The organism is Lelliottia sp. 7254-16 (genome assembly GCF_002922995.1).
Lineage (GTDB): Bacteria > Pseudomonadota > Gammaproteobacteria > Enterobacterales > Enterobacteriaceae > Enterobacter > Enterobacter jeotgali.
Map to the genome: position 1 here is coordinate 133,100 of NZ_PQVS01000001.1, position 25,911 is coordinate 159,010.

At 52.5% G+C, this 25,911-nt stretch carries 18 protein-coding genes and 2 pseudogenes; 13 read left to right on the top strand and 7 right to left on the bottom strand.

Features of this window, described 5'->3' with window-relative positions; translation table 11 throughout:
• Positions 1-138 precede the first annotated feature (138 nt).
• Entirely contained in the window at positions 139-9,726 is a 9,588-nt protein-coding gene (locus C3708_RS00690; protein WP_103949033.1) for an autotransporter-associated beta strand repeat-containing protein, read from the top strand.
• 69 nt (positions 9,727-9,795) lie between these two features.
• On the opposite strand, the gene C3708_RS23515 is transcribed toward C3708_RS00690, so the two are convergent.
• Positions 9,796-10,137, bottom strand: coding sequence for a hypothetical protein (locus tag C3708_RS23515; protein WP_133159899.1), 342 nt, complete (start codon positions 10,135-10,137; stop codon positions 9,796-9,798).
• A gap of 198 nt (positions 10,138-10,335) precedes the next feature.
• Here C3708_RS23515 and C3708_RS00695 point away from each other — a divergent pair, with 198 nt between their 5' ends.
• Entirely contained in the window at positions 10,336-11,370 is a 1,035-nt protein-coding gene (locus C3708_RS00695; protein ID WP_103949032.1) for a GIY-YIG nuclease family protein, read from the top strand.
• A gap of 111 nt (positions 11,371-11,481) precedes the next feature.
• Here the strand turns inward: C3708_RS00695 and C3708_RS00700 are convergent, their stop codons facing one another.
• Together C3708_RS00700 and C3708_RS00705 are read right to left on the bottom strand one after the other, a co-directional pair.
• Positions 11,482-11,925, bottom strand: a complete 444-nt coding sequence (locus C3708_RS00700; protein WP_103949031.1) for a VOC family protein — start codon at positions 11,923-11,925, stop codon at positions 11,482-11,484.
• Positions 11,926-12,399: 474 nt separating this feature from the next.
• Positions 12,400-13,338: an omptin family outer membrane protease gene (locus C3708_RS00705; protein ID WP_103949030.1), complete on the bottom strand. Its 939-nt coding sequence runs from the start codon at positions 13,336-13,338 to the stop codon at positions 12,400-12,402.
• A gap of 169 nt (positions 13,339-13,507) precedes the next feature.
• On the opposite strand from C3708_RS00705, the gene C3708_RS00710 reads away from it, so the two are divergent.
• Complete coding sequence (locus C3708_RS00710; RefSeq protein WP_103949029.1) at positions 13,508-14,023, top strand: ClbS/DfsB family four-helix bundle protein; 516 nt, start codon at positions 13,508-13,510, stop codon at positions 14,021-14,023.
• Positions 14,024-14,047: 24 nt separating this feature from the next.
• Here the strand turns inward: C3708_RS00710 and C3708_RS00715 are convergent, their stop codons facing one another.
• Positions 14,048-14,512 (bottom strand): NUDIX hydrolase, encoded by a 465-nt coding sequence (locus C3708_RS00715; protein WP_103949028.1) that lies wholly within the window; start codon positions 14,510-14,512, stop codon positions 14,048-14,050.
• A 111-nt stretch (positions 14,513-14,623) separates the two neighbouring features.
• Here C3708_RS00715 and C3708_RS00720 point away from each other — a divergent pair, with 111 nt between their 5' ends.
• The 4 genes from C3708_RS00720 to C3708_RS00735 all read left to right on the top strand — a co-directional run bounded on the left by C3708_RS00720 (position 14,624) and on the right by C3708_RS00735 (position 18,595).
• Positions 14,624-15,028, top strand: coding sequence for a nuclear transport factor 2 family protein (locus C3708_RS00720; RefSeq protein WP_103949027.1), 405 nt, complete (start codon positions 14,624-14,626; stop codon positions 15,026-15,028).
• A gap of 21 nt (positions 15,029-15,049) precedes the next feature.
• A complete protein-coding gene (locus tag C3708_RS00725; RefSeq protein WP_103949026.1) occupies positions 15,050-15,727 on the top strand; it encodes a hypothetical protein in 678 nt (225 codons plus the stop codon).
• Between the two features lie 427 nt (positions 15,728-16,154).
• Positions 16,155-16,649: a molybdopterin-dependent oxidoreductase gene (locus tag C3708_RS00730; protein ID WP_095281901.1), complete on the top strand. Its 495-nt coding sequence runs from the start codon at positions 16,155-16,157 to the stop codon at positions 16,647-16,649.
• Between the two features lie 17 nt (positions 16,650-16,666).
• Complete coding sequence (locus C3708_RS00735; protein WP_103946349.1) at positions 16,667-18,595, top strand: bifunctional diguanylate cyclase/phosphodiesterase; 1,929 nt, start codon at positions 16,667-16,669, stop codon at positions 18,593-18,595.
• A gap of 23 nt (positions 18,596-18,618) precedes the next feature.
• On the opposite strand, the gene catA is transcribed toward C3708_RS00735, so the two are convergent.
• Positions 18,619-19,296 carry a type A chloramphenicol O-acetyltransferase gene (gene catA / locus C3708_RS00740; RefSeq protein ID WP_103949025.1) on the bottom strand — a complete coding sequence of 226 codons (678 nt, stop codon included), beginning with the start codon at positions 19,294-19,296 and terminating at the stop codon, positions 18,619-18,621.
• A 269-nt stretch (positions 19,297-19,565) separates the two neighbouring features.
• On the opposite strand from catA, the gene C3708_RS00745 reads away from it, so the two are divergent.
• Positions 19,566-19,943 (top strand): RidA family protein, encoded by a 378-nt coding sequence (locus tag C3708_RS00745; RefSeq protein WP_103946347.1) that lies wholly within the window; start codon positions 19,566-19,568, stop codon positions 19,941-19,943.
• A gap of 241 nt (positions 19,944-20,184) precedes the next feature.
• On the opposite strand, the gene C3708_RS00750 is transcribed toward C3708_RS00745, so the two are convergent.
• A complete protein-coding gene (locus tag C3708_RS00750; protein ID WP_103949024.1) occupies positions 20,185-21,174 on the bottom strand; it encodes a hypothetical protein in 990 nt (329 codons plus the stop codon).
• A 341-nt stretch (positions 21,175-21,515) separates the two neighbouring features.
• Here C3708_RS00750 and C3708_RS00755 point away from each other — a divergent pair, with 341 nt between their 5' ends.
• From C3708_RS00755 to C3708_RS00770, 4 genes and pseudogenes are all read left to right on the top strand, one after another.
• On the top strand, positions 21,516-21,998 hold the full coding sequence (locus C3708_RS00755) for a glutathione peroxidase (RefSeq protein ID WP_095281906.1): 483 nt from the start codon (positions 21,516-21,518) through the stop codon (positions 21,996-21,998).
• A 71-nt stretch (positions 21,999-22,069) separates the two neighbouring features.
• Positions 22,070-22,414 (top strand): DUF1294 domain-containing protein, encoded by a 345-nt coding sequence (locus tag C3708_RS00760; protein ID WP_103949023.1) that lies wholly within the window; start codon positions 22,070-22,072, stop codon positions 22,412-22,414.
• A gap of 80 nt (positions 22,415-22,494) precedes the next feature.
• A pseudogene (locus C3708_RS00765) lies at positions 22,495-23,237 on the top strand (isocitrate lyase/phosphoenolpyruvate mutase family protein); the annotation flags it as partial.
• A gap of 42 nt (positions 23,238-23,279) precedes the next feature.
• Positions 23,280-23,558: pseudogene (locus C3708_RS00770) on the top strand (methylated-DNA--[protein]-cysteine S-methyltransferase); the annotation flags it as partial.
• On the opposite strand, the gene C3708_RS00775 reads toward C3708_RS00770, so the two are convergent.
• Positions 23,559-24,812: an MFS transporter gene (locus tag C3708_RS00775; RefSeq protein ID WP_095284261.1), complete on the bottom strand. Its 1,254-nt coding sequence runs from the start codon at positions 24,810-24,812 to the stop codon at positions 23,559-23,561.
• Between the two features lie 121 nt (positions 24,813-24,933).
• Between C3708_RS00775 and C3708_RS00780 the strand changes: the two genes are divergently transcribed.
• Complete coding sequence (locus tag C3708_RS00780; protein WP_095281908.1) at positions 24,934-25,842, top strand: LysR family transcriptional regulator; 909 nt, start codon at positions 24,934-24,936, stop codon at positions 25,840-25,842.
• Positions 25,843-25,911: the final 69 nt, after the last annotated feature.

Sequence of the window (25,911 nt, forward strand, 5' to 3'; positions counted from 1 at the left end):
AAACAATACACCACAAACAACATCACATCCGCTCGAATCGCCATGTTCATTCCGTATATGGCGATATTTCATTTCCATCTATTGCCTGTTGAGTGACATATCGCACTGCTTACGGACAGGCGGAAAGGTTAGTCGCAAATGAACAAAATTTATCGCGTTGTCTGGAGTGCCGCTCTGGGGCTCTGGGTTGTTGCATCCGAAACCACCCGCAGCCGTAAAAAAGGGCGAGTGCGTCGTGCGCTCCAGGTGGCGACCGCCAGTGCGCTCACCAGCCTGGTGCTCTCATCTTCAGTGCTGGCCGATGAAACTCTGAACTGGAGCCAGGCGGGCAGCTATATTCCTGCGCCGGATAAGGATGGGGTGATTGATGACTACGGCTATTTCGCCACTCTCAGCGATGCGATTGCGTCCCTGCCAGATGCGCAGCATAAAACCTACGCGGGTGGGACAAAACTGACGATTAACGGCCCGATCCCCAACATCCAGATGGGGACCAACGGCACCTCGCAAGACAAAACGTTGAAAGAGCTGCTGGCGTCCGGTGCGATTAAATCGATTACCGACAGCAAGGGTAATAACATCACGCTCGCCAATATCGATCAGTTCGTGGTCTCTTCCGGGTATAACGAGCCGAATGCGAATCAGAACATGGACCTCACGATGCCGGGCACCAGCGGCGGGGTTGAGCAGATCACCATTTTTAATTCCGCTGATTTTCAGAATAGCGGGACCAATACCCTCGGGGATATCAGCGTCCCGATCTACGATTTTGACAGCATCTATCAGTACAACCATTTCGGTATCAGCCACATCACCAACGACGGCGGCGACGTCACCCTGGATATTGGCGCGGACACCAACGGCAGCACGGCGATTGCCGATGCGAAAAATACCCTGCGTCTGTACACCAAAAATACCAAACTGACTCTGGCGGAAGGCGCTGCGGGAAACACCAGCCAGACCCACTGGCAGTCGGATAACTACATTCAGTTTGGCGGGGCGATCACGCTGCCGACTGAAACCAACAGCGGCAGCGGTTCGCTGAATGCCTGGAACAAAACGATCGAGCTCCCGACCTACACCCAGGACGCTGACGGCAATGTGGTGGCCGGGCCAACAAAAAGTTTCACCATCAACTCGCTGAGTGATATCGCTGCGGTAAATGATTTCCTCACGCAGTCGGGTAAGGGTCAGCCTTCCCAAATCCAGCTGTGGCTGCTCGGCGAAGAGACAATCAACGGCAATAAAGTGACCGACGGCACCGGCGTGCAGAACGTCTATCAGGCAATCATTAACGATCTGCTCGACGCCAGACAAACTCAGGATGTGAACTGGACTTACAACCTGTGGTCGGACGATCAAAGCCACAGCGGCAATGCCACCCAGGGCGCGGGTACCGTCAGCGTGATTTTCGCCACCGGGAAAGACGCGCTGGGCGAAATCACTGACAAAGGCAGCCTGGCGGTTTCCGGCAGTCACCTTGGGGTGATGCATGCGGAAAAGGGCGCACAGATTATTAACAACGGCGCGCTGAATACCTGGAATGATACCGGCGCCCGCGCCGATGGCATGTTCGCCAGCGACGCGACGGCTATCAACAACGGCACGCTAAACGCCGGGCTGTTTATCGAAAAAGACGGCTCGCGCGTCAGTCATATTGACGTCAGCAATGTTGATCTCAGCAACCAGGGTTCAGTGGGGATCTTCGCCACGGGCCGCAGCACCGTCACCAACAACGGCAAGCTGAACGTGGCGCTGGCGGATAATGGCAACGGGCTGGCAGAGGGGATACACGCCGAAGGCAAAACCACGGCACTTAACAACAGCATCATCAACGTGGTGAATAACCCGCGCAATACGCTGGGCAGCGCCACCGCGTACGGCGTCAACGTCCTCGGCGATTCAACCTTCACCAACGCCAGCGGCGGGACCATTACCCTTGGGGTGAAAATGGACAGCGCCACCGCCAGCAGCGCCGACGGAGTGATGGAAGGCGGCAGCGCGCAAAGTGCGGCGATCCGCAGCCAGAGCACCGGGGATGTGATCAACCACGGAATGATCCTGCTCGCCAAAACTGTGCGCAACGCCGTTGGCATGCTCTCCGAAGGCGGCGCGGGGAAAGTTATCAATAACGGGCGTATCGACGTGTTGGGCACTGCGCTTCCTGGCTCCAGCAATATGGCGGGTAACTATGGTCTCTACGCGCATGATGCCTCCGGCGTCATTAACAACGGTGAAATTAATATCGGCGGAGCGGGAAATAATGGCCTGCGCGTATATGCCGATAACGCCGATGCCCACGCGGATTCCACGGCGACAGGGGCGATCACCGTCATTAAAAACACCGACGGCTCTGATGATCTGAAATACCGTAACTATGCGGTGTATGTCGCCAGCCGCGATCAGAGCCATCAAGCTACGGCGAACATCGACTCCAGCATTACCCTCAACGCTCAAGGGGCGATTGGCGTTCACGTGCGTAATAAAGCCGAGGCCGATCTGGGCAAAAACACCACCGTCGCGTTTAATAATAGCGATCAGATTGGTTACTACGCGTATGGCGAAAATGCCCGTATTAATCTTGCTAATCTGACTCTGAACGACAACCAGCAGACCAACACTACGCTGTTCCTGCTCGATCATGGCGCACGTTTTGACGGGGATAACATCGGCTACGATTTGACCCTCACCGGCGAAAAATCCGTCGGCGTGCTGGCGAACGGCACAGGGACCACGGTCAGCACCGGCAAAGCCAAAATACATGTCGATAACGAGGGCGGCGTCGGAGTGGAAGTGACCGGCGGTGCCAGCGGGACCATTGCCGACGGCGCAATTGTGCTCGACCACGATAACACTACCGCCGTGGTGGTGGACGGGCAGGGTCACGGTCTGGATGGTGCGGACAGCGGCAAAACCTTCGCCACATCGGTCACCTCTGACGCCAGAATAACCACGCTCGACAGTCAGACGGGTGTGACCGGGTATGACGTCAGTCATCAGGGCGTGCTGACTCTGACCGGCACTTCCAGCCTGGATATTCGCGGACAGAACAATATCGGCGTGAACCTGGATACCGATGGTACGCTGGATAACCAATCCTCTTCCGCGCTGATGGTCAGCGGCAATGGCCGCCAGTCCGGGAATATCGGCGTACTGGTCAACGGCGCGAACGCTATTGTCAAACAACTTGGAACCGTCATCGCCAACGGCGGCGAAGCGGCGGTGAAACTGCAAAACGGTGCGACGCTGAATATATCTGGTTCGAACAACCACATTTCTGCCGCCGACGGCGCAGATGCGATCCTGCTCGCCAGCGGTGCGAAGCAGCTGACCGCGTCCAACACCACCATCGACGTGACCGGCTCCGGCGCAGGCATCCAGAACGATGCCAATAATTCCAATATTCAGCTCAATAACGTCACCATCAATGCAGGCGACGGTCCGGCGATCAGGACCTCGGTTTCCCTCAACGCGGGCGGTTCGAATAACGTCCTTAATGTGACCGGGAATGATGCCTCCGGCAGCGGGGCGGGTTTTGCCTTTGAGAATAAAAACTCCAGCGATCTGATTCAGGGTAAAGATCTGAACATCGGCGGGAGCTACGTGATCAACGTCGGGAACGCCGCAGGCGATGCCACCGGGAGCGGCATCCGCGCCAGAACGACCGGGAATGTCACCACCTCGACCACCATCAATATCAACGACAAAACTGGCGGCAGCGCGCTGCTGGCTGAAAACGCTAAATCGGTGACCAACAGTGGTAAAATCACCACCGCCAGCGACGGGGCGGCGGCGATCAACGCCAAAGCTGCGACCACCTTCACTAACACCGGCGATGTGGAATCGACCAGCACCGGCAGCACCGCGTCGCTGGTGGATCTCTCCGGTACCGACGCCGACACCGGCAACAGCAAAACGGTGCTCAACAGCGGGGCGCTGAAAACCGCCAGTCAGAACTCGGTGGTGCTGGATGTCAGCAGCAATACCAACAACACCATCACCAATCGCGGGGATCTGATTGCGGCGAACGGTGGCACCGCGCTGTTAAGCGGTGTAGGCAGCGACGCTATATTTTTTGAATCCGGAAATGTTACCGGTAACGTTCTGGCGGGTGACGGCGATGACACGTTGCAAATTTCCGGCGGCAGCGTCGCCAGCCGCATTGACATGGGCAACGGCAGCGATACTTTCACCTGGAATGCGGGCTCGCTCGCGGGCAGCGTCGACTTCAGCGGCACTCAGGGGAACGACCGCGGGAATATCGGCAACGTCGATTTAAGCAAAGTGACGCACGTGCTGACCGCCTCCAGCAGCGGCAACGCGCTGACCTTCACCGACACCCACGGCGCGGCGGCGAAAATCGGTAGCTTTGGGGTCGACGATTTAAGCAAAGGCACCAACATCGGCAGCGGCTGGAACAGCCTGACGGTGACGGGTGGGCAAGCCGATATGCGCGTGGTGGATAATCTTGCAGGCGTCAGCGCACTCAGCGTTACTAACGGTGCGACGTTGCGTTCAGGCGATAACGCGGTGACTGCCGGGCAGCACAGTATCGGTAATCTGAATGTCACAACCGCGGGGGCGAACAGCAAACTGGTGCTGGACGGCGACAGCAACACGATTTACAGCGGCGTCATCAGCGGCGACGGCCAACTGGAGCGCGCGGGTTCGGCGACCACCGTTCTGCTGGGTGATAACACGTACACCGGGCAAACCACCATCGACACCGGATCGGCGATCCAGGTCGGGAACGGCAGCACTGCCGGGGCATTATCCGACGTGACCCGCATTCTCGACAACGGTCTGTTCACGGTCAATCTCAGTAAAGAACAAACTCTCGGCGGCGCGATCACCGGCAGCGGCAGCTTCCACCAGGACGGCAGCGGCATGACGCGTCTCAACGGCGATAACGCGTATAAAGGCGCAACGCAGGTTAATCAGGGATCGCTGGTGATTAACGGCAACCAGAGCGCGGCGACCGGCGATGTCACCGTGGCGGATAACGCGCTGCTCGGCGGGCACGGTACGATCGGTGGGAACGTGGTGATGGGCGACAACGCCACGCTGCAGCCAGGCGACGGCGGCACCGGAACGCTGACCATCAGCAACGGCAAATCCCTGACGCTTGGCAAAAATACGGTTTCTGATTTTGAATTCGGCGAAGCCTACAAACCGGGTGGCAACCTGAATGACCTCGTCGACGTGGCGGGCGATTTAACGCTTGGCGGTAAGCTGGATGTCAGCACCGCGTCCGGCGGCAGCTTCGGCCCTGGCGTGTACCGCATCTACAATTACGGCGGCGCACTGCACAACGACGGCAAACTGGTGCTCGGCTCCTTACCGGGCGGCACGGCGGGCGATCACTACTACATCCAGACTGATATCGATCATGAGGTCAACCTGGTCAACGACGGCGGCCTGGCGCTTCAGTTCTGGGACGGCGCGGAGACAAACGGCGACCACGGCCCGACCGGCATCGAAGGGGATAATCACATCGACGGCGGAAACGGGGAATGGACTTCACGCGGCGATCTTGGGGATAACAACTGGACTACCGCCTCCGGGAAAGGCGACGCGCCGTGGGCGCAGTACGCGTACGCTATTTTCCAGAGCAAAGCCGGGACGGTCACGGTGGACGATAAAGTCGGCGATGTGCATTTTGCCGGAGGCCAGTTCGCCAGCGACGGTTACGTTGTCACGGGTGATGCGTTATACGCGGTCGATACGCTGACTGCGGCGTCTACCGACGGTTCGGTTCCGGCGGATTCTCCGCTGAAAAAAGGCGATCTGTGGCTGAACGTCGGCGACGGCACCGCCAGCTCAGAAAACTGGAAAGCAACCATTGAATCCGACCTTGTGCAGGCCAACGCGGGCGATAACATCGCGCTGGTCAAAGGCGGCACCGGGGTGCTGATCCTTAAAGGCAACAACGACTATCTCGGCGGGACGCGCATCGAGGGCGGCACCTTGCAGGTGCAGGGCAATCAGAATCTCGGCGCGGCGGATTCCACTATCACCATCAACAATAACGCCACGCTGCAAAACGGCGCGGACTGGGACACCACGCGCGGAATTATTCTCGGCGATGCGGGCGGTCAGCTCGATCTCAACAGCCATGCGCTGAACGATAACGGTGTCATCAGCGGGAAAGGCAAACTGACGGTGCGCAGCAGCACTGCCGATGCCGACAGTCAGCTGACGCTGAACGGCGATAACACCTTCCAGGGCGGCACGGCGATTATTGGGACCGATCATCGTTCTGATGTGGTGGTGGACGCCGAGTCAACGGCGGCGCTGGGCACGGGCAGCAGTAAGGTCGATCTCAGCTACGGCGCAACGCTGAACATCAACAATGCCAGCTCGACGCAAACGCACCACTTCACCGTCGACGATAGCCTGTTGACCCTCAACGACACCAGCCGTGCCGCGGATTCGGTTATCGATATCAGCAATAAAGGCCAGGTGCAGTTCAACGACAACGCGCAGGGCGATAATGCGAAGATTAACGTCGGCAGCGGCGCATCGCTGGCGATGAATAACGGCTCGGATGCGGGCAACGCGCAGATCGTCAATAAAGGCCGGATAAGCTTTAGCGATAAAGCTCAGGGGCGCAGTGCGACAGTCGATAATCAGAAAGGCGGAACGGTGAATATCGCCGGAGCCGACGACCAGACGGCGATCGGCTCTCTTTCTGGGGCCGGGAACGTCGAACTCGGCGGCAACACGCTGCTGGAAGGGGCGCTGGAGCGTGCGGATGAGATCAGCGGTATTATCAGCGGCAATGGCGGTAGCCTGGTAAAAGAGGGTAATGGCACGCTGACCCTGAGCGGCGATAACACCTACACCGGCACGACGCACGTCGAACAGGGCGTGCTGCTGGTGAACGGTGATCAACACGCGGCGACGGGCGATGTGACGGTCGATGCGGGCACCACGCTCGGCGGGAACGGCGTTATCGGCGGGGATGTGACCATCGCCGATAACGGCCATATCGCGGCGGGGGCGGATCTCGGCAGCGTTGGCAAACTCACCACTGGCAGCCTGACGCTGGCGCAAAATTCCCAGCTCGATTATCAGCTCGGCGAAGCTTACATCGTCGGCGGTAAGCTCAACGATCTGATCGACGTCAACGGCGACCTGAATCTCGACGGCAAGCTGAACATCACTCAAACCAGCGGCGGCAACTTTGGCGTTGGGGTTTATCGCCTGATTAACTACACCGGCAGCCTGAATAACAATGGCCTGGATATCGCCAGCGCGCCGGAAGCGGCGGACAGCCTGTACGTGCAGACCTCGGTTAATCATCAGGTCAACCTGGTGAACCGCGCGGGCCTGCAATTGCGCTTCTGGGATGGCGCGGGCGGTAAAGACGGCGTGCAGAAGAATAACAATGTCATCGACGGCGGGGACGGTGTCTGGCAGAGCGGCGCGGGGAACGACAACTGGACCACCGATGGCACCAATCCATCGGGTGCACTCAACGCGCAATTTGACGACGATGCGTTTGCGGTGTTCGAAGGGGCAAAAGGAACCGTCACTGTCGATAAATCGTTGGGCGACGTATGGTTAAGCGGCGCGCAATTTGCCACCGACGGCTATGTGGTGCAGGGCGATGCGCTCAACACCCATACCGCCGATACCATTCTGCGCGTCGGCGACGGTACGGTTGACGGTGCGAAGATGACCACCACCATCAACAGCGTCATCCAGGGAACCGGCGGCATCGACAAAACTGATATCGGCACCCTGGTGCTGAATGGCGATAACACCTACACCGGCGGAACGACCGTCAGCGGCGGGGTGTTGAACGTCAGTGCGGATAACAATCTGGGCGTGCATGAAACCAGCCTCACCCTCAATGGCGGTACGCTGCAATACGGCAAAGGCTTCGACACCGACCGCCTGGTGGTGCTCGGCGAATACGGCGGAGGTATCGACACCAATGGCAACAAAGCCACGTTGTCCACGGCGCTCACCGGCAGCGGTAAACTGACCAAACTCGGGAAAGGCACCCTGACGCTGACCGCCGACAGCCAGGCCACGGGCGGGACCACCATCGACGGCGGCGTGTTGCAGCTCGGTAACGGCGGCACCACCGGTACAGTGCTGGGCGATATCGAAGATAACACCGGTCTGGCGGTCAATCGTAGCAATACCCTGACGCTTGATGGCGACATCAGCGGCAAAGGGGAAGTGCAGCAGACAGGTCGCGGCACCACGGTGCTGACGGGCGATAACAGCTACAGCGGTATGACGCGTGTCACCAACGGTACCTTGCAGGCGGGCGGCAAACAGACGCTGAGTGAAAACTCGGTGCACACCGTGTACCAGGGCGCGTTGCTGGATACTCAGGGTTACGATCAGCAGATCGCCGACATGAACAATGCAGGAACCGTGAACCTGACCAGCGATCGCATCGGTTCGCAGCTCACGGTAAAAGGCAACTACGTGGGCGATAGCGGCACCATTAACCTGGCCGCGCAGCAGAAAGGCAGCGAAGGGACGGCGGATAAATTGGTTGTCGACGGCGGGACCGCATCGGGCCAGACCCGACTGAACATCGACATCTCACGCCTCGGCGCACCGACCCACGGCGACGGTATCGAAGTGGTGGAGGCACGCAACGGCGCGACCACTACCGCGCAGTCGTCTCGCGACGCGTTTACGCTTGGAGCCGATCATCTGGAAGCGGGCGCATTTGAATATCATCTGTTCGCTGGGGATCTGAAAGCGCAGGGCGAAAACTGGTATCTGCGCACCGACTATCGCTCAGAAGTGCCGCTGTTCGACGGCATTGCGCAGGCGGTGCGCACCGGCGATATGGCAGTGCTGGCGAATCTGCATAAACGTATGGGCGATGAAAACAGCTTCACCAAAGGCAATCCTGACGATAAACGTGCCTGGGCGCGTTACATCGGCGATGCCGGGCGGACTCGTCTCAATGATGCGGCACACTCCTCCCTCGACACGCACCTGAATGGCGTGCAGGTTGGGAGCGATCTCTGGACTAACGCGCAGTGGAAAACAGGACTGTATGCCAGCCTGATGGATAACAATACCTCGGTGAAGGGACAGTCGGGCGGGAACAACGGCTACGTGGGGGATATCAAAGACCACGCCCTGTATCTCGGCGGCTATGCGACCTGGACGGCGGATAACGGGTTCTGGGTGGATAACGTTGTGCAATATGGTCGCCACTCCCTGCGTGTGAAAACGCACGGGAAAACCTACGAGCCGGACGGCAACAGCCTGGCGGCGTCGGTGGAAATCGGCAAACCGTATCAACTGGGCGAAAGCCGCTGGCAGCTTGAGCCGCAGGCGCAGCTTATCTGGCAGCACAGCAGCTTTGACGATATCGATGTGAAAGGTGATACCAAAACCACTGCCCACATTGATGCCGGTGATTCCGTCACCGCGCGCATCGGCACTCGTCTGGTGGGGCATTATCAGACGCGACAGGGCGAAGTCACGCCGTATGTGCGCGTGAATCTGTGGCAGGGAATGGGCGGTTCGGATGACACGCGGTTTAGCAATAAAACAGCCACCACAAGTTTGTCTGCCGGACAGCGCTATTCCAGCACCGAAGCCGCTGCGGGTGCCACCTGGAGCGTCAAACCGACCCTGCAATTCTACGGCGAAGTGGGGCGCGAATGGAGCAACAAAGGCCAGCAGAGCGAGGTGAGCAAAGATGTGACCGGGAGCATTGGCTTTAAGGGGAGTTTTTAAGGTGAGGTAAATTAAGAACCCGTAGGCCGGATAAGCGCGAACGCTTATCCGGCTTTTTTTATATCATGTTCAGTTCAACTGCATCGTATTTTTTGACAACAGTATAAAACTCACCACATCATTAATTTTGTAATTTTCCTGGAAAAACGTTCTTAATCCCGTGCCGCCCATAATTCGTGGTGCCTGAGATTTGTTTGCTGTGCGATTAATGATTGCCGTGAGTCTTACTGAGCCCTCTCTATTGTTTCTGTCATAACATAATGCAATTGTCCCTCCTGCAATTCCCAGTAACCGATTTTGATAAATCCAATATTGAGCAGACGGCCCATTGCGATTAACTCTACGAAAAATATTAAGAATAACATCCTGTAATCCTGTCTTTTTATCAATCAATTTTTTGTCGCCCGGCATCTCTGGCCCGCAAACAGCCTGGGAGCTATAAGCAACATCTCTAGGCCGGATAAGCGATAACACTGGCGAGAAATGGCCGCCAATCGCACCCTAACCGACACAGTCGGAAACTAATACACCCTGACTTTTACCCCTTAAGAGGAAAGTGTTATGGTATGAAACACGAAATCACATTCATTAATATACAGACAGGCTGTTATGACTGATAAATTGAAAGGGTATGTCTATATACTGGAAGTCGCTGATATTGATCTACCCGTATGTAAAATTGGCATGACCACCAGGGATCCTGTTTCTCGATGCCATGAGATAAATAAAAGCTCAACGGGGGATTTTATCTGGTCTGTTGCTTTTTCTCTGGCGGTTGATGACTGTCAGTCATTAGAAAAATTAATTCATCATAAACTGACGCCATTACGACAAAAAAGACGAGAGTTTTTTAATATTTCTCCAGAAAATGCCTGGAAAGCCGTCATCTCTATTTTTGATTCTCAAAGTGATATAAAAATTGTAGATAAATTCGATGAGATCGAAATTACACCTGAAATGAATACTCACTCCAAAACCAAAAAGAGCACCAGCCATACGACTAGACAGGATGCTGCCGGGTATACCGCTTTACTGCAGACGTTTTGTGAGGTGCTGGAAGTGAAAGGGCGGCCATTTGGTCAGCTGAACAAGCCCTTTTTTGGGATGAGTGATGGCAACGAAGGCGTTCAATGGAACATTTCGGTACACCCGCAGAGCAATACGATCCACATGGGGGTTAATCTGGAAGGTAAAATGTACAAAAACTGGCCTGTCTCTCAGCTTATACAATCAGAATTAATTGCGCCTGAGTTGCCTTCGCTGATAGCAAAAACAGATCACTCCGATGATATTTTCCTGACGTTTTGGCGAGATGCCTGGCAGGTTGCATCCAGACCCGAAATTAAAGAGAAATATATCGGAGGTCGGCCATTCAGACTAAATGAACTCACTGGGGAAAAGTGGCAGGGTATTTTGAGTGAAGCCCTGGAGTGTCTCGATAAAAAGGCCGGATATCAAAAGCGTAATACCCAAAATGTCACTATTGTTAAAAAAGATGGCACAACCCACTGCCGAACTATGCAGGTCTCACCTCATTTAACGGTGTGGTCACCCTTGTTCATTCACGACAGCATTGAACAGGCTGTGAGAGATAAAATCACGGAACTCACCGGTATTTACAGTTGGATGAAGAAACTGGCCTAAACAGACATTAACAAGCGGTGTAAGCAGAACCCGTAGGCCGGATAAGCGCTAGCGCCATCCGGCTTTTTTTAAAGGGTGTGAGATTTATGCCAGTAACGAACTACTGGCATGTTAACGGCTGGATTCACTCTCCGCACCCGAGGCTTGAAGCCCAACCCTTTGACCGTAGGATAGCTCTAGAGTATTCCCGTCAGGATCAGCGAAAAAGACAAAGTAGCCAACGGGATCGCCAGCCTGAACCGGCTCTTTGCGCAACACGCCGTCTGAACGTGCCATCTCCACTTTTTGGTCGATCTCCTCAATGCTGGCGCATGCGACGCCAAGATGACCAAAATTGCCCAACGGGGTATCGGTCACCACATCGGGCTGGACAAGAACGAGGGCAAACGGACGTGTGCGATCGCTTAGCCAGGCAACTTTGCGCGCCTCCGGGACGTCAGGTTCTCGTTTGTGAACAACATCCATGCCCGCATAGCGGTGATAGAAATCAATACTCTTATCCAGATCCCTTACGACAAATGCCACGTGGGTAAAACCAACATCCACCTCTTTCATAACCTGAGTCCTTTTTTTGAGTTCCGGATGGGTATCTTAAAAGCTCAAGTTAACTTCAGGTCAAGCCTGAGGGCAGCATTGAGCTGCCCACGAGACGGGAGGTTGAAACGGCAAAGCACGAGGGGCAGGGAGCAGGGCGTTTAACATTTCAGCGAGACTTAATGACCATCCGGATCGCACCATGCACTCATCAGCTGTTGCAAAATGTAGTTAAGTCCCAACACAACGAGCAGGGATACTAAGACTGCTGCTACAACAATAATCATCAGAAACTCCTTGTAATCCGTTTTCGTCCTTCAAAATCTTAGATCGTATTTTTGATTTGTCACTCGCTGAAGTGAATTTTCTTATCCTCAACAGGGGCAGGCCATCGCTACGAAACCTATATCTGGTTCTTTTTTGGAAATTAAATCAATAAAAAAGCCCCGTCAGGGGCTTAGTATTTTGTAGAAATAGATGACGCGTCTCGCGGCATCAGAATCGATATTGCAGACCAGCGGTAAGGGTATAGTTTTTGTTAGAAATGCCCGCAGCATCTCCGCCAATGGAACCTGATTCGCCACTGTTGTTATCAATAATCTGAGTGCCTCCTTTACCTTCTTCATAGCTGCTATAGGCGAATTCGGCAAAGACTTTGGCGTGCGGTGTGACGTAATATCCCGCGTCAATTGAAGCGCCGTAATAGCGTGAGTTCGACGTTTTCTCACGGAAGGTCAGATCACGCATATAGTGCTCGTCGTTATCGTGTGCCCGGACCCAATCACTGAATTTAAACAGCGCGTTAACTTCAAAGTCATTAAAGCGATATTGTCCCGCTAGGCCAATGTAGGGCATAGAGAATCGCTGGCTATAACCAATTCCCCGTTCACCTGCCGGGAAATTCCCCGTATTAGCGCCGTTATCATAGTTGTAAGAGCCGCCGGTAGCCGTCCAGCTGAAACGTGTTTCCTGATAACCTGCGACTACCCCAGCTTTATAATTTTCGTTCTGAAATACCCAGCCTTTTACATTGAGATCGTATTCATTGGCATAATTGACATTCGTCGCCGGATGGGATGAGTGGTCTGTCCATGAGGACTGATTCTCGTTCATCCAGTCGTAGTCATCCATATGTCCCGAGCCTGATGCCAATGACGTCCAACCGCGGGCGTTCAGCGTCAGAAAAGAGTACGCGTCCCAGGAAATATCGCCTTTCAGAATGGCGACATTTTTTATTTTCCAGTCCAGTTGGCTGATTTTTCGGCCTGTTACTTCGTCATAAACCATCTCATGAGATTTCCCACTCAGCATCCCACCGGAGGCTGAAACACGTAAACTGTCTGGGGAAAAATCCGGTGTCCATTGCGCGGCACCCGCATAAACTGCGCCTGAAAACGTGGCCATCATCATTATTGCAACGCGACTTTTTTTCATTATTTTTTCCCTAAATAAAATTTAATCAATGAGTTGCAGAATTATTCTAAAAGTCATACAAATGACAATCAACTGCCAGTTTTGGTAATATTTTAGATCGCGCAGCGGGAATGCATCCTGACATCACAGTGATTTTCCGGTGTGTTTTCTTCCATGAGAGGGAATTCTGATGAGTGTGCCGCAAACAAAAGCTGAATTGCTTTTAGCTATTGATCAAAACTTCAGTAAATTAATCCGTTACCTCAATACCATCCCGCCCGAAATGACGTCCGGTTACGTAATGGAAGGGCACGCTAAAGGGACAGAGATGAGTGTTCATGACCTTGTTTCGTATTTACTCGGATGGAATTCTTTGGTGGTTAAGTGGGTAACTTCTGATGCTAAAGGCCAGCCTGTCGATTTTCCTGAATCCGGTTTTAAATGGAATCAGCTTGGTCTTCTTGCTCAAAAATTTTACGAAGATTATAGCGATTTACCTTATGACGCTCTCATTGCAGAACTGCAGACGGTAAAAAATGAAATTGTGACGCTGATTGATGAGCGTACTGATGATGTTTTGTATGGAAAACCCTGGTACGCAAAATGGACGATGGGGCGAATGATTTCGTTTAATACCTCTTCGCCTTACGCCAATGCAAATGGAAGATTAAGGAAGTGGGCGAAAAAGAATAATGTCAGTTTGTAGTAAGGATCGGCGCGAACATCAAGCTTATGTCGATACATTAAACGCTGAGGGGTCTTCAAGGATGCTGATGATCAAATCGAGCGGGAAGATGATCTCATGCGTCTGTCTTAGCTCGCCGAGTGTCCACCAGCGGTGATCGCGAATGACTTTCTTTTCATTGCTAGTCCACCTTGAGCGGTCAATATCTGATTTATCGGTATGAATAATAAAGAAACGCTCTTGTGCAAGAACCGTTTCCCCGCTGGGGAGCATCATTGTGAAGTTTCTGGACGCTATCTGCGGTCCTGCCGATGTTCTTGTCAGACCCGTTTCTTCCTGTAATTCGCGCAAAGCCGCCTGCTCAAAAGATTCATTGTGTTCAAGTCCGCCGCCTGGCGTTGCCCAGTAGGTTTTTCCGGTTAATGCATCATCGCTATGGCAGAAGCAAAAGAGCAAAACGTGATTTTCAGGCGAAAGGACCAGTAACCGGGATGATGGACGAGTACGCACAAAGTCTCCTTAAATAAAATGTTAACCCCAATGATCAATAAAAATTGGTAGCTATACATATACACTGAGTTACCAGGTAATACAGGTTGGTCATTTTACAGGATAATATCCATGCACTCACATCCGCTACGCCAGATTATTGAATCCTGTGACAGGTCGATTTCTGCTAAAGACTTTGATTCTCTGATGGAGAATTACGCTGAGGATGCGGCTCTGGTGGTTAAACCAGGTTTGATCGTTACTGGCAAAGAAAATATCCGCAAAGCCTTTATCGCCATTTCTGATTACTTTCAGGATCAACTTATTGTTGAGCAAGGAGAGATGCAGGTTATTGAAGGCGGCGGCAATGCACTTGTTATCATGGAGACCGTCCTTCGTTTCCCTGATGGTCAGGGGGGAACAGTCGAAACCACGCGGCGTGCAACCTATGTTTTCCGGCAGGAAAAGAGCGGTCGCTGGCTGTGTACAATTGATAATTCCTATGGCACCTCACTTTTAGATGCTGAGACTGCCTGATGAAAGGAGGACGGTTCGGTCATGGAATCCACTCAACTGCAAAAAGTTTACGACGCCGCTAACCAGAAAACGCTCACCCTCTGGCGGGAAAACCCCGGCATCGGTGAAATCAGGACCGAGCGTTACTACGATCCCGACAAGCTGGCACTGGCAACAGGTATAAGACCGCAGGTGCCAGCGGCAGTCGAAGAGCTCATTCGTGAGCTGAACACGCTCGTGGAGGGCGATCGGCTGGCCGATATCCTCCCGGTCAGTAGCGTGCATTTTACCTTTCTGCCCCTGACTCTGCCGCTGTACGAAGAAAACGAATCGCTCCCGACGAAGGCAGGGGAATTGACCGATATCTGGCGTGAATATCAGGGGAAGCAAATAGTGATCCGGCAGCTACGGCTAGTGGCTCTGCCCAGTCAGTTACTGCTTGCCGGTATCCCTGATGATCCGGCTATTGCCATGCGCCAGTCATTCTGCGAGAGCGTTTTAGCGTCTCAGTGGAAAGAGGAGTTGCTACAGCGTCATACCGGTAGCCCCTTGCCCGCGCCGTTCTGGCACAGCACGCTATTGCGATACAGCGCGCAATTTTTACCTACATCACTGCGGGAGTATTTTGCCCGGCATCAGGCGGTCGATTTTGGTGAGGTGTCGGGAGAATTTGTGTTAGCGAGAGTGAATTACAATTGGGGAAAGTGCTTAATTTATTGATTTAAAATAGGTAAACCGCGCACGGACGGGCGTTGCCAGAGACGCCGTCGTATTTTGAGCCGGAAGCCAATGCGCTGTGTAAATGATGTCAAAGAACCCGTAGGCCGGATAAGCGTCAGCGCCATCCGGCTTTTTTATTGAGAGGTGTGTGGTTGTTCTTGTGGTCCGCTTTATGCGGTGTATTTATTTGCGCTGAGTAATTACATTGCTTGTTTTTTGTACTAACGATGGTGCTGTTTGGGTATGCCAAATAACGGCATCGATCTTATTTAATCAATATAAAAAGAAAGGTTTCTTTTAACTGGTTGATTTCAATGGATTAAAATAATGCTAAAATGATTGCAACAATAATAGCCCTGGATCATATGTAAATAGCACAATAACTAAATTATAATTCTTTAACATCCGGTTGATATACGAGGTCAGAATGCGGTTAATTGTCATGCTGTTAAGTTTTGCGCTCTCTACTCAGGTCTGGGCGGGTGAACTTGCCAGACCTACCGGTAAAGTCCTTTTAACGCTGTCTGGTCATATCGAAAATACAAATGAGGGTGGTAAAGCCATTTTTGATCTCGCGAGCCTTGAGAAACTGGGCATGGTCAGCTTCCAGACGACTTCTCCCTGGTATAATGGCCGCACAACCTTTACGGGCATTTCACTACAAAAACTCATGGATTATGTCGGGGCGAAAGGGTCTGTTGTAAAGGTCACTGCGCTCAATGACTACACCACCGAAATCCCGCTCAGTGATTTTAAGAAATACAACGTCATCCTTGCTTTAAAAATCAACGGCGAATATATGCGTATCCGTGATAAAGGCCCGTTGTTTGTGGTTTACCCTTACGACAGCATACCTGAGCTGAATAATCAGATTTATTATTCAAGATCAGCCTGGCAGGTCAGCAGAATGGCTATTGAGTAAGGGGTCATAAGACCAACATGAACAGAATTCTGGCTGGCATCATTTGTTTCCTTTTTATATCCACCGGGTATATCTCTTTCCTTGTGCATGAAAGGCAACAAGAGTTACAGAAATTGACTCACTACGCCGCTTCGTGGTCTGCGGCACAGCTGGTATCAGAATATTACAGGTTCGAATCGTTGCTGGGTCTTTATGCTATCGATGAGACGATGACGCTGGATGATGTGCGCATGCGTCTCGACATCATGCTCAGCCAAAGTGATTTGATGAAACAGGGTGATCTGAGTAATTACATCGAAAGTAGCAAAGCTCATCATGCACTGGCTTTACAGCTTGAAAAGACGCTTGATTATCTGGATGTTCACCTTGAGAAAATGAATCGCTCAGAACTTCAGGCATACCTGCAAATAATGCACACGCTCGATCCGCAACTGGCTCGTCTGTCGTCCGGCGCTTTAGACAAAGATATCAACTCGATTAATGACGCCAACCTTAAAATTAAAACCCTGTACTATATTTACTCAGCGACCTCGGTATTGCTGATAATAATGAGTGCGATACTGGGTGTGCTGATATTTTTCCAGAACAGAAATATTCTGAAGGCACATCTTCAGGTAAAGAGTCTTGCTGAAGCATTGCAGGAATCGAAAGAAAAACTGCAAGTGCAGAATGCCAAGCTGGAGTATGACGTCTACCATGACTCTCTGACAGAAATGAATAACCGCCATTTCTTCTGGGAGAATTTAAATGAAACCATCGAGAGCGCAGTAAAAAGCAATAATTCTGTGAGCGTGATGCTGTTTGATTTAGATCGGTTCAAAGAGGTCAATGATACGTATGGTCATGATGTCGGTGATATGTTATTACGCCAGATATCACAGCGTCTGACTTCAATGGGCCTTTCTTCTGACACGCTTTATCGTTTAGGCGGGGATGAATTTGCGTTTCTCTCAAGTGGCCTGACTGAGAGTCGTGCCATTTCACGAGCCCAAAATATATGTGATGCAATCAATCAGCCGTACACGATATATAACACGATTATTAATATCACCACCTGTGTCGGTATTGTCATCTCAGACACTGAACGCCGTTCCGACTATCTCTATAAATTTGCCGATCTGGCTCTGTATGAAGCCAAAAAAGAAGGTGCGGGTAAGATAAAAGTCTTCCGGCAATGGATGCTGGATAAGCTGCAAGAAAGCCGAACCCTCGAGCATGATATGGCGCTGGCTTTAGTGAATAAAGAATTCGTGGTTTATTATCAGCCTATTGTCGATTCTTTCAGCCGGGAAGTTTACAGCTATGAAGCCCTGATTCGTTGGATGCATCCTCTGAAGGGCCTTCTGTCGCCGGACAGTTTTATTCCTGTGGCTGAAAAAACAGGAATGATTAACGAGATGGGGAAATCGGTGCTTGAAATGGCCTGCCGGGAAGCTGCTTCCTGGGCGATTCCGGCTAAAATTTCCGTCAATGTTTCTCCTGTCCAGCTAGGCAGTAAAGCGTTTGCCGGAATAGTGATGTCCATTCTAAACGAAACGGGACTACCTGCTGATCGTCTTGAACTGGAAGTGACGGAATCATCTCTCTTTACTGAGAATAATACACCGATGAATACGCTTAACAGGCTGCGGGCTTTGGGGGTGAAAATATCTATCGATGATTTTGGTACCGGCTATTCTTCTCTTTCGCGCCTCAGCAGGCTTGCCTTCGATAAAATCAAAATAGATAAGTCCTTTGTGTATGCCATATCGACACAGCAAGACGCCGTTAATATTATCAGGCTCATCACCGGCATGGCGAAATCACTCAATATGAAGGCCGTTGCGGAAGGTGTTGAAACACAGGAGCAGCTGGAAAGCCTTCAGGTGCTGGGCTGCGATTTCGCACAAGGCTATCTGTTTGGTAAACCTCAGCCCCATATAGATGGGAAAATCAGAAACGGTTAAAGGGGAAGTGCTTTAATTCCACATCAGTCATTAAGTTCCTTTGACAGGTGCTGTATGTCATCGCACATCGCTTGTAATTCATTGAACAGTCTTGCCGCATGGAAACCATCGCATACGGAATGATGTACCTGAATGGCGAGAGGCAACAATATTTTTCCATCCTGTTCATAGTATTTTCCAAACGTAAACATGGGAGCGAAGAAGTTCTGCATGTGAGCAACGTTGACATTAAAACTGGTAAAAGTTACCCACGGAATAGACGAAACGAAAAATACATTTTCCGGAGACTCTCCCTTAGGCCAATAAGAAAGGTTATTACCATAGCGTGCAACGTCTTGTGAATAAGCGTCCTGGAAGTGATGAATGTTGCCATCGTAGTGGCTCCATATTGAAGAGAAGGTCTCTGTTTCATTATGGAAAATGGTATAGCTTGGATGAATTTCATTCCATACGACAAGCTCATTGTTCTTTATGGCCATACGAAACTCTGAATGACTGTTTACGATTTTAGAGAGGAGGGAAATAATAGTAGGGTAAAATTTCCAACCCACCTCCTTTATATGTTTCAGAAGTGCGGTAATGTCTACCAGGACAGTTTGATTAATTGTACTCTGGGCAAATGACTGAAATACCTCAAAATGCTCTTTTCTTGCCCAACGAGATAAGTCAACAGGGGTATATTCTGGGGTTGTTTTTTTCATTTTATAACCTTTGATTGTACATTAAGCATACTTACAGGCCCCATACCGTTTTGGTAGCGAACGCATTTTGAGAGTAGCGCATCCTCATACAGGAGGGAAGGCGGTTTAAAACATTTTATATATCAGATAATAAAGTATCGCGAGGAGCCATGCGAAGAGGAATAGGGTACTGTTGTGGTCTTTGAAGATATCTCTGGCAACCGCTGTGATCTGTATCAGAGCAGGCAAGATTAAGGTCGCTATTTGTTCACTTTCAAGAGGCTTTCAACATGGGTCATGTAATAAGAAAGAATTATTCTGAGTTAGGTGATGTCAAAGCGCCGTACGTCCATTCCGTCAAGCATGGCAACACGCTCTACATTTCCGGACTCACTGCGTTTGGGACGGTGGCTCAACATGAAGGCATTGCTGAACAGGCGGAAGAAATATTCAGCCAAATCAAGAAAATAGTCAGCGTTGAGGGCACTGATTTTTCAGCGCTTATCAAAGTTACCCTGTTCGTGACCTCATTCGAGGAGATCGACGAACTTCGCAAAGTGCTGTATCGACATTACGGCGATCACTTGCCTGCCAGCTCGCTCGTGGAAGTCAGCCGTCTTTTCTCACCTGATCTTCACATTGAAATTGAAGCGATCTTCGGTCTTTGATCCATTCCGTTCTGGCAAAACACGCTAAAAAGTGGTGTTAACACAGTATTAGGCCGGAAACGCATTAGCGTTATCCGGCTTTTTGTTTGCGTGCAACTCTCCAGATATTACGCCTGAAAATACTGCGTTGTTACCCCAGCCTTAATGGGAAAACAGCGCAATCAGGATAATGATTGGAATAGGTACGCCTAAAAAGAACAGTAATAATGAGCGCATTTTAAACCTCTCGCATAATTAGGAATTATAAGTCACGTTGACGGCCACCGAAGGTCGCACACAGACTGGCGACGAAGGCACCCGCCAGCAGAGAAATGAACGTCCAAAGCATGAGATAGCTCGTGGTTTTACGTGCGGTATCAGCAGCCTGCTGCGCTTTCTCCTTCGCGTCTTTTAATTTAGCCTGGGCCTTGTCATAGGTGCTCTGTACCCGTTGTTCGGCCTCTTGCTGACTGATACCCGTAGTTTGAGCAATAAGCTGGGCGACATACTGACGATCTTCCTGGGGTAAGGCGCCGGTGGTAATGCTGTTGGCAAAGATACCGGTCACTTCGCCAACCTGTGCAGGCGAAACGGGCTGATGAGATGCAGAGGGCATTGCAGGAGCAGGAGCCGCAGTTGGCGCAGCGGGATCGGCTGCATCGTTTGCCGGTGTGGCAGGATTGTTCGCCCTGAACAATGAGTTAACGAAATAGCTCATTGACGAACCGGAAACTGCAGACGACCCGTTTGCCATACTTGCTGCACCAGCCGCCGTGGTCACCGCAGCACCCCCGGCAACGGTACCCGCGATTTTAGCCCCCCCTCCCACGATGGCACCGATAGTGCTCGTTAACAGCGCCGCCGATACCAGCGCTGCCACAGCCCAGGCCAAAAATCCATGTGCCGTATCGCGGAAGTAAACTTCATCGGTGTGGGTATCGACCCATTTTGTGCGCAGTCGACCGGCTAAATAGCCTCCCATTCCCGACGCAACAATTTGAGTGAACGTCAACCAGGCAATGGCAGCGATACCCACCGTACCTGCGTCAAGACCGCGACTTTCCCAGGGCGAAACGGACGTAAGGCCTAAACCGGCGCCCAGCATCAGCAAAATCAAAGAGAGGGAAGCCGCTGCTGCCGCGCCTGCAAAAATGGCACCCCAGGATACGGCGCTGCTGCTCGCGGCGGGCAGGGTCAGACGCGTATCGGGGTAGCCAGTGTTAACTGCAGATTGTTCGTGAATGTGAGTCATAGCTGTTGTCCTTTAATTAATCTTTGCGTTCGGAACCAGGAACTGATTGAAAACAGGAAACATTATCACCTTCAACATTGAGGCTCTTCAGAAGCCAGGTGATATCCCTTGAAAAAGGGAAGGCTGTAAAACTGAAAGAAATTAAAACTGATGGTCACAATGGAAATTTATTCCATGAACTAAGGATAGTAGATAGTTTTGCGCTCTTGCCTGCGGGTTGATGAGAAAGCCATGTGCTGCACGATCACAAATGCGAAAACCCGTTTGTTGTCCTTTTCGTTCGACTTTGCAAAGATGTATCGCACTTAACGTTAGACTGGTTCTGCACTGAGGATTCCGCCATGATCACCTTTCATCAACTGAAGGCCACCCGTCTGCGCGGCCAGCCCATCTCTATGGCTGACTACGCGGGTAAACTGGTTCTGGTGGTGAATACCGCCAGCCATTGTGGCTTCACGCCTCAATACGCGGGCCTGGAAATGCTCTACAAGAAGTATGCCCCCCAGGGGCTGGTGGTGCTTGGTTTCCCCTGCAACCAGTTCGGTAAGCAGGAACCCGGAGACGCCGACGCCATCGCGCAGACTTGCCACATCAACTACGGTGTGAGCTTCCCGATGTTCGAGAAAGTGGAGGTCAACGGCGCCGCTACCCATCCGCTATTTCGTTACCTGAAAGACGAATTGCCCGGCGTGCTGGGTGGGCGGATTAAATGGAACTTCACTAAGTTCCTGATCGGGCGCGACGGCAAGCCGCTCAAGCGTTTTGCACCGTTCACCACTCCGGAGAAAATGGAAGCCGCCATCGTTGCAGCGCTTGAAATCTAAGTGCTCCTGGCATTCTACCCCTTCACTTTAGAGAGCTTGCGACAAGCTCTAACACGGCTGTAACCAACTCTATGAATCTCAATCGCTTTTGTTATTTACTTCTGCTCCTCGCGGCAGTCGGCAGCATTTTTACCTCACACGCGGTGATCATTTGGCTCCTGCTCGCCAACGTATTAACGCTGATGATTTACGGGGTAGACAAAATGGCGGCGCGTAAGGCGTGGCGCAGAGTGCCGGAAGCTACGTTGCTGGTGTTTGGGGTGGTCGGTGGATGGCCGGGCGCGATTGTGGGTCAACAGATTTTCCGCCATAAAACGCAAAAACAGCCGTTCAAAACCTGGTTCGTCATCAGCGTAATAGCGAGTATCGCCGTGATGGTGGCGCTTTACCGGTTTGCTCCCGTTTCGCCTTTCTAAAAATGCTCGTCCGATTTTCGGTTGTCGGTGTTTCCCCGAATGCCCTGGATTGAACCTTCACACCGAACAAGGGGATAACCATGAACTTCGCTGAACTTCACCACCAGAACACACCATTACTTCTCGCTAACGTCTGGGATGCCACCAGCGCTCGCGCGGCGGAGCAGGCGGGTTATCCGGCGCTGGGGACATCAAGTGCCGCCATTGCTGCAATGCTGGGTTACCCTGACGGAGAAGGTATGTCGTTTGACGAGTGGTTCTATATCGTCTCGCAGATTAAGTCAGCGACCGGTTTACCATTAAGCGTTGATATCGAAGCCGGTTTTGGTGAGAGCGCAAAGGAGATTGTCGGGAATCTTAAGCGTCTATCAACGTTGGGCATTGTCGGGGTAAACCTGGAAGACAGCAGAGTGGTTAACGGTGTTCGACAACTCGACGACGCAAGTGTATTTGCCGAGAAGCTAAAAGCGATTCGGGGTGAACTGACTGATATGTTTATCAATGTTCGCAGCGATCCGTATCTTGTGGGTCACGGGCAGGCATTACAGGAAACCCTCACTCGTGGACGGATGTATCAAGAAGCGGGGGCAGACGGATTTTTTGTTCCCTGTCTGACGTCTGAGCTGGATATAGCGACCATTTCCAGAGAGATCGCGTTGCCGCTCAACGTCATGTGTATGCCCGATCTTCCCGACTTCCGCACTCTGGCTAAACTCGGTATAAAGCGCATATCGATGGGGAATTTTGTACATGCGTCCGTTCAGGCGACGCTGGAAAAGACCTTAAAACGATCGCATCGCATCAGTCCTTTGCCGGAGTCTTCCTCACCTGCAAACAACTGACTGGCGCTACGCCAACGGAACAGCGCCAGCAGTTTGAGCTTCAGCTTGATACGCCGGGGAGTGATTTCCAGCGTGTGGTCTGGCAGGGATTACGCGCCGTTCCTTACGGGGAAACGGCGCACTATCAGGCGCTTGCAGAACAGATTGATAAGCCCAATGCCGTACGCGCAGTGGCCCCCGCCAATGGTACAAACCGGGTGGCTATCGTCATTCCGTGCCACCGAATTATCGGTATAGACGGCACGATGACCGGCTACGGTGGCGGCATTGCGCGTAAAGAGTGGCTTATTAATCATGAAAAATTAATGCAATCGCTTATGAAGACTCATGCCCACCAGCAGCGCCGAGCACAGCATCAACGCGATAAACCCACCGACGCCATTCCAGCCGTAGTTATGCCAGAACACGCCGCCGAGCGTCCCGGCGATGCTGGAGCCCAGATAGTAGCTGAACAAATACAGCGAAGAGGCCTGGCCTTTGGCGCGACGGGCGCGCGGGCCAATCCAGCTGCTGGCGACGGAGTGCGCGGCAAAAAAACCTGCGGAGAAAAGCAGCATCCCGGCGAAAATCACCCACAGCGGCGAGAGCAGCGTCAGCAGTAAACCCGCCAGCATCACGCCAGTCGAGACCAGCATCACCGGCCCGCGACCGAACCGCGCGGTCATCGCACCGGCTTTCGGCGAACTCCAGGTCCCGGTGAGATAAGCCACAGACAGCAGGCCGACAAACGCCTGGCTAAGATGCCACGGCGAAAGCATCAGCCGATAGCCAATGTAGTTAAACAGCGTGACGAACGATCCCATCAGCAGGAAGCCCATCAGGAACAGGCGCGGTAGCCCCTGGTCGCGCCAGTGCAGGCGGAAGTTGATAAACAGCGTTTTGGGCCGCAGCGACGTGGGGCGGAAATGGCGGGACTCGGGCAGGATACGCCAGAACATCAGCGCCGAGGCGAGGGCGAAGCAGCCGATCACGGCCAGCGCGATGCGCCAGTTGAAAAGATCGGTGAAGACACCGCTCAGCAAGCGTCCACTCATGCCGCCAATCGAGTTACCGCTAATATACAGTCCCATCGAAAACGCGACAAAACTTGGGTGGATCTCTTCGCTCAGATAGGTCATCCCGACCGCCGCCACGCCGCTTAGCGACAGCCCAATCAGAGCACGCATCACCAGAATCCCGTGCCAGCTGGTCATCATCGTCGACAGAAGTGTGCAGACCGAGGCGAGCAACAGCGCCGTGACCATCACCGGTTTGCGGCCAATGGCGTCGGAAAGCGGGCCGGTAAACAGCAAACCAACCGCCAGCATCCCGGTTGAGATCGACAGGGAAATACTGCTGCTGGCAGGCGATACGCCAAACTCATGAGAAAGAACCGGGAGGATCGGCTGCACGCAGTACAGCAGGGCGAAGGTCGCGAGGCCTGCGGAAAATAGCGCGAGAGTAACGCGCATAAACTGGGAAGTACCGCGTTTAATAAACTGGGCTGGCGTGGGTGCTGCGGGTAAATCATCGATGTCGCTTGCCGGGGCGATATCAACGGTAGATGTACGACTCACAAAAGTTCCTTGCTTAAACATCCCCGTGATTTCTGGTGACGGGTATGACCACAAGATCAGAGTAGGAAATTGTAAATATTCTGTCTAATATATTAATAATCTCAAATGATACGTTAAACATATGAATATCGAGCTGCGCCATTTACGTTATTTTATCGCCGTTGCCGAAGAGCTGCATTTTGGACGAGCGGCGGCGCGCCTCAACATCTCCCAGCCGCCGTTGAGCCAGCAGATCCAAATCCTTGAGCAGCAGGTGGGCGCTCGCCTGCTGGCCCGCACTAACCGCAGCGTGAGCCTGACGGAAGCGGGGAGGCAGTTTCTGGCCGACAGCCGACATATCCTGAGCCTCGTCGAGGATGCCGCGGCCCGTGCCGAACGATTGCATTTGGGCGAAACGGGTGAACTGCGCATCGGGTTTACCTCGTCGGCCCCGTTTATCAGTGCGGTGTCGGACACGCTGTCGTCGTTTCGTCGCCATTACCCTGACGTGCATATTCAGACGCGGGAGATCAACACCCGTGAGCAAATCGTCCCGCTCAATGAGGGTTCGCTCGATTTAGGGCTGATGCGCAACACCCATTTGCCCGATACGCTGGCCTGGGAGGTTATCCTGCGCGAACCGCTGCTGGCGATGATCCCTCGCGATCATCCGCTGTCTTCGCAGGCGTCGGTCACGCTTTCGGAACTGGCCCAGCAGCCGTTTGTCTTTTTTGATCCGCACGTGGGAACCGGATTGTATGATGATATCCTGGGCCTGATGCGTCGCTACGGGCTGGCCCCGGTCATCACCCAGGAGGTCGGCGAGGCGATGACGATTATCGGCCTGGTGGCGGCAGGGCTGGGGGTGTCGATTCTTCCGGCGTCATTTAAACGCGTGCAGCTCAGCGAAATGCGCTGGGTGGCGATTGCCGAAGAAGATGCGGTCTCGGAAATGTGGCTGGTTTGGCCGAAACATCATGAACAAAGTAATGCGGCACAGCGTTTCAAAAACCAGCTAATTGCAGCCTCAAAGCGACCAATAACGGTCTGAAAAAGGGTAAAAAATGTGCGGTAAATCACATGGCTAAGTTTAAATTTGACGATTGCCTGCGAAGTGCTT

Excerpts from the sequence above, each read along its gene's own strand:
- C3708_RS00690 (WP_103949033.1), top strand. The coding sequence starts at position 139 with ATGAACAAAATTTATCGCGTTGTCTGGAGTGCCGCTCTGGGGCTCTGG.
- C3708_RS23515 (WP_133159899.1), bottom strand. The coding sequence starts at position 10,137 with ATGCCGGGCGACAAAAAATTGATTGATAAAAAGACAGGATTACAGGAT.
- C3708_RS00695 (WP_103949032.1), top strand. The coding sequence starts at position 10,336 with ATGACTGATAAATTGAAAGGGTATGTCTATATACTGGAAGTCGCTGAT.
- C3708_RS00700 (WP_103949031.1), bottom strand. The coding sequence starts at position 11,925 with ATGAAAGAGGTGGATGTTGGTTTTACCCACGTGGCATTTGTCGTAAGG.
- C3708_RS00705 (WP_103949030.1), bottom strand. The coding sequence starts at position 13,338 with ATGAAAAAAAGTCGCGTTGCAATAATGATGATGGCCACGTTTTCAGGC.
- C3708_RS00710 (WP_103949029.1), top strand. The coding sequence starts at position 13,508 with ATGAGTGTGCCGCAAACAAAAGCTGAATTGCTTTTAGCTATTGATCAA.
- C3708_RS00720 (WP_103949027.1), top strand. The coding sequence starts at position 14,624 with ATGCACTCACATCCGCTACGCCAGATTATTGAATCCTGTGACAGGTCG.
- C3708_RS00725 (WP_103949026.1), top strand. The coding sequence starts at position 15,050 with ATGGAATCCACTCAACTGCAAAAAGTTTACGACGCCGCTAACCAGAAA.
- C3708_RS00730 (WP_095281901.1), top strand. The coding sequence starts at position 16,155 with ATGCGGTTAATTGTCATGCTGTTAAGTTTTGCGCTCTCTACTCAGGTC.
- C3708_RS00735 (WP_103946349.1), top strand. The coding sequence starts at position 16,667 with ATGAACAGAATTCTGGCTGGCATCATTTGTTTCCTTTTTATATCCACC.
- catA (WP_103949025.1), bottom strand. The coding sequence starts at position 19,296 with ATGAAAAAAACAACCCCAGAATATACCCCTGTTGACTTATCTCGTTGG.
- C3708_RS00745 (WP_103946347.1), top strand. The coding sequence starts at position 19,566 with ATGGGTCATGTAATAAGAAAGAATTATTCTGAGTTAGGTGATGTCAAA.
- C3708_RS00750 (WP_103949024.1), bottom strand. The coding sequence starts at position 21,174 with ATGACTCACATTCACGAACAATCTGCAGTTAACACTGGCTACCCCGAT.
- C3708_RS00755 (WP_095281906.1), top strand. The coding sequence starts at position 21,516 with ATGATCACCTTTCATCAACTGAAGGCCACCCGTCTGCGCGGCCAGCCC.
- C3708_RS00760 (WP_103949023.1), top strand. The coding sequence starts at position 22,070 with ATGAATCTCAATCGCTTTTGTTATTTACTTCTGCTCCTCGCGGCAGTC.
- C3708_RS00780 (WP_095281908.1), top strand. The coding sequence starts at position 24,934 with ATGAATATCGAGCTGCGCCATTTACGTTATTTTATCGCCGTTGCCGAA.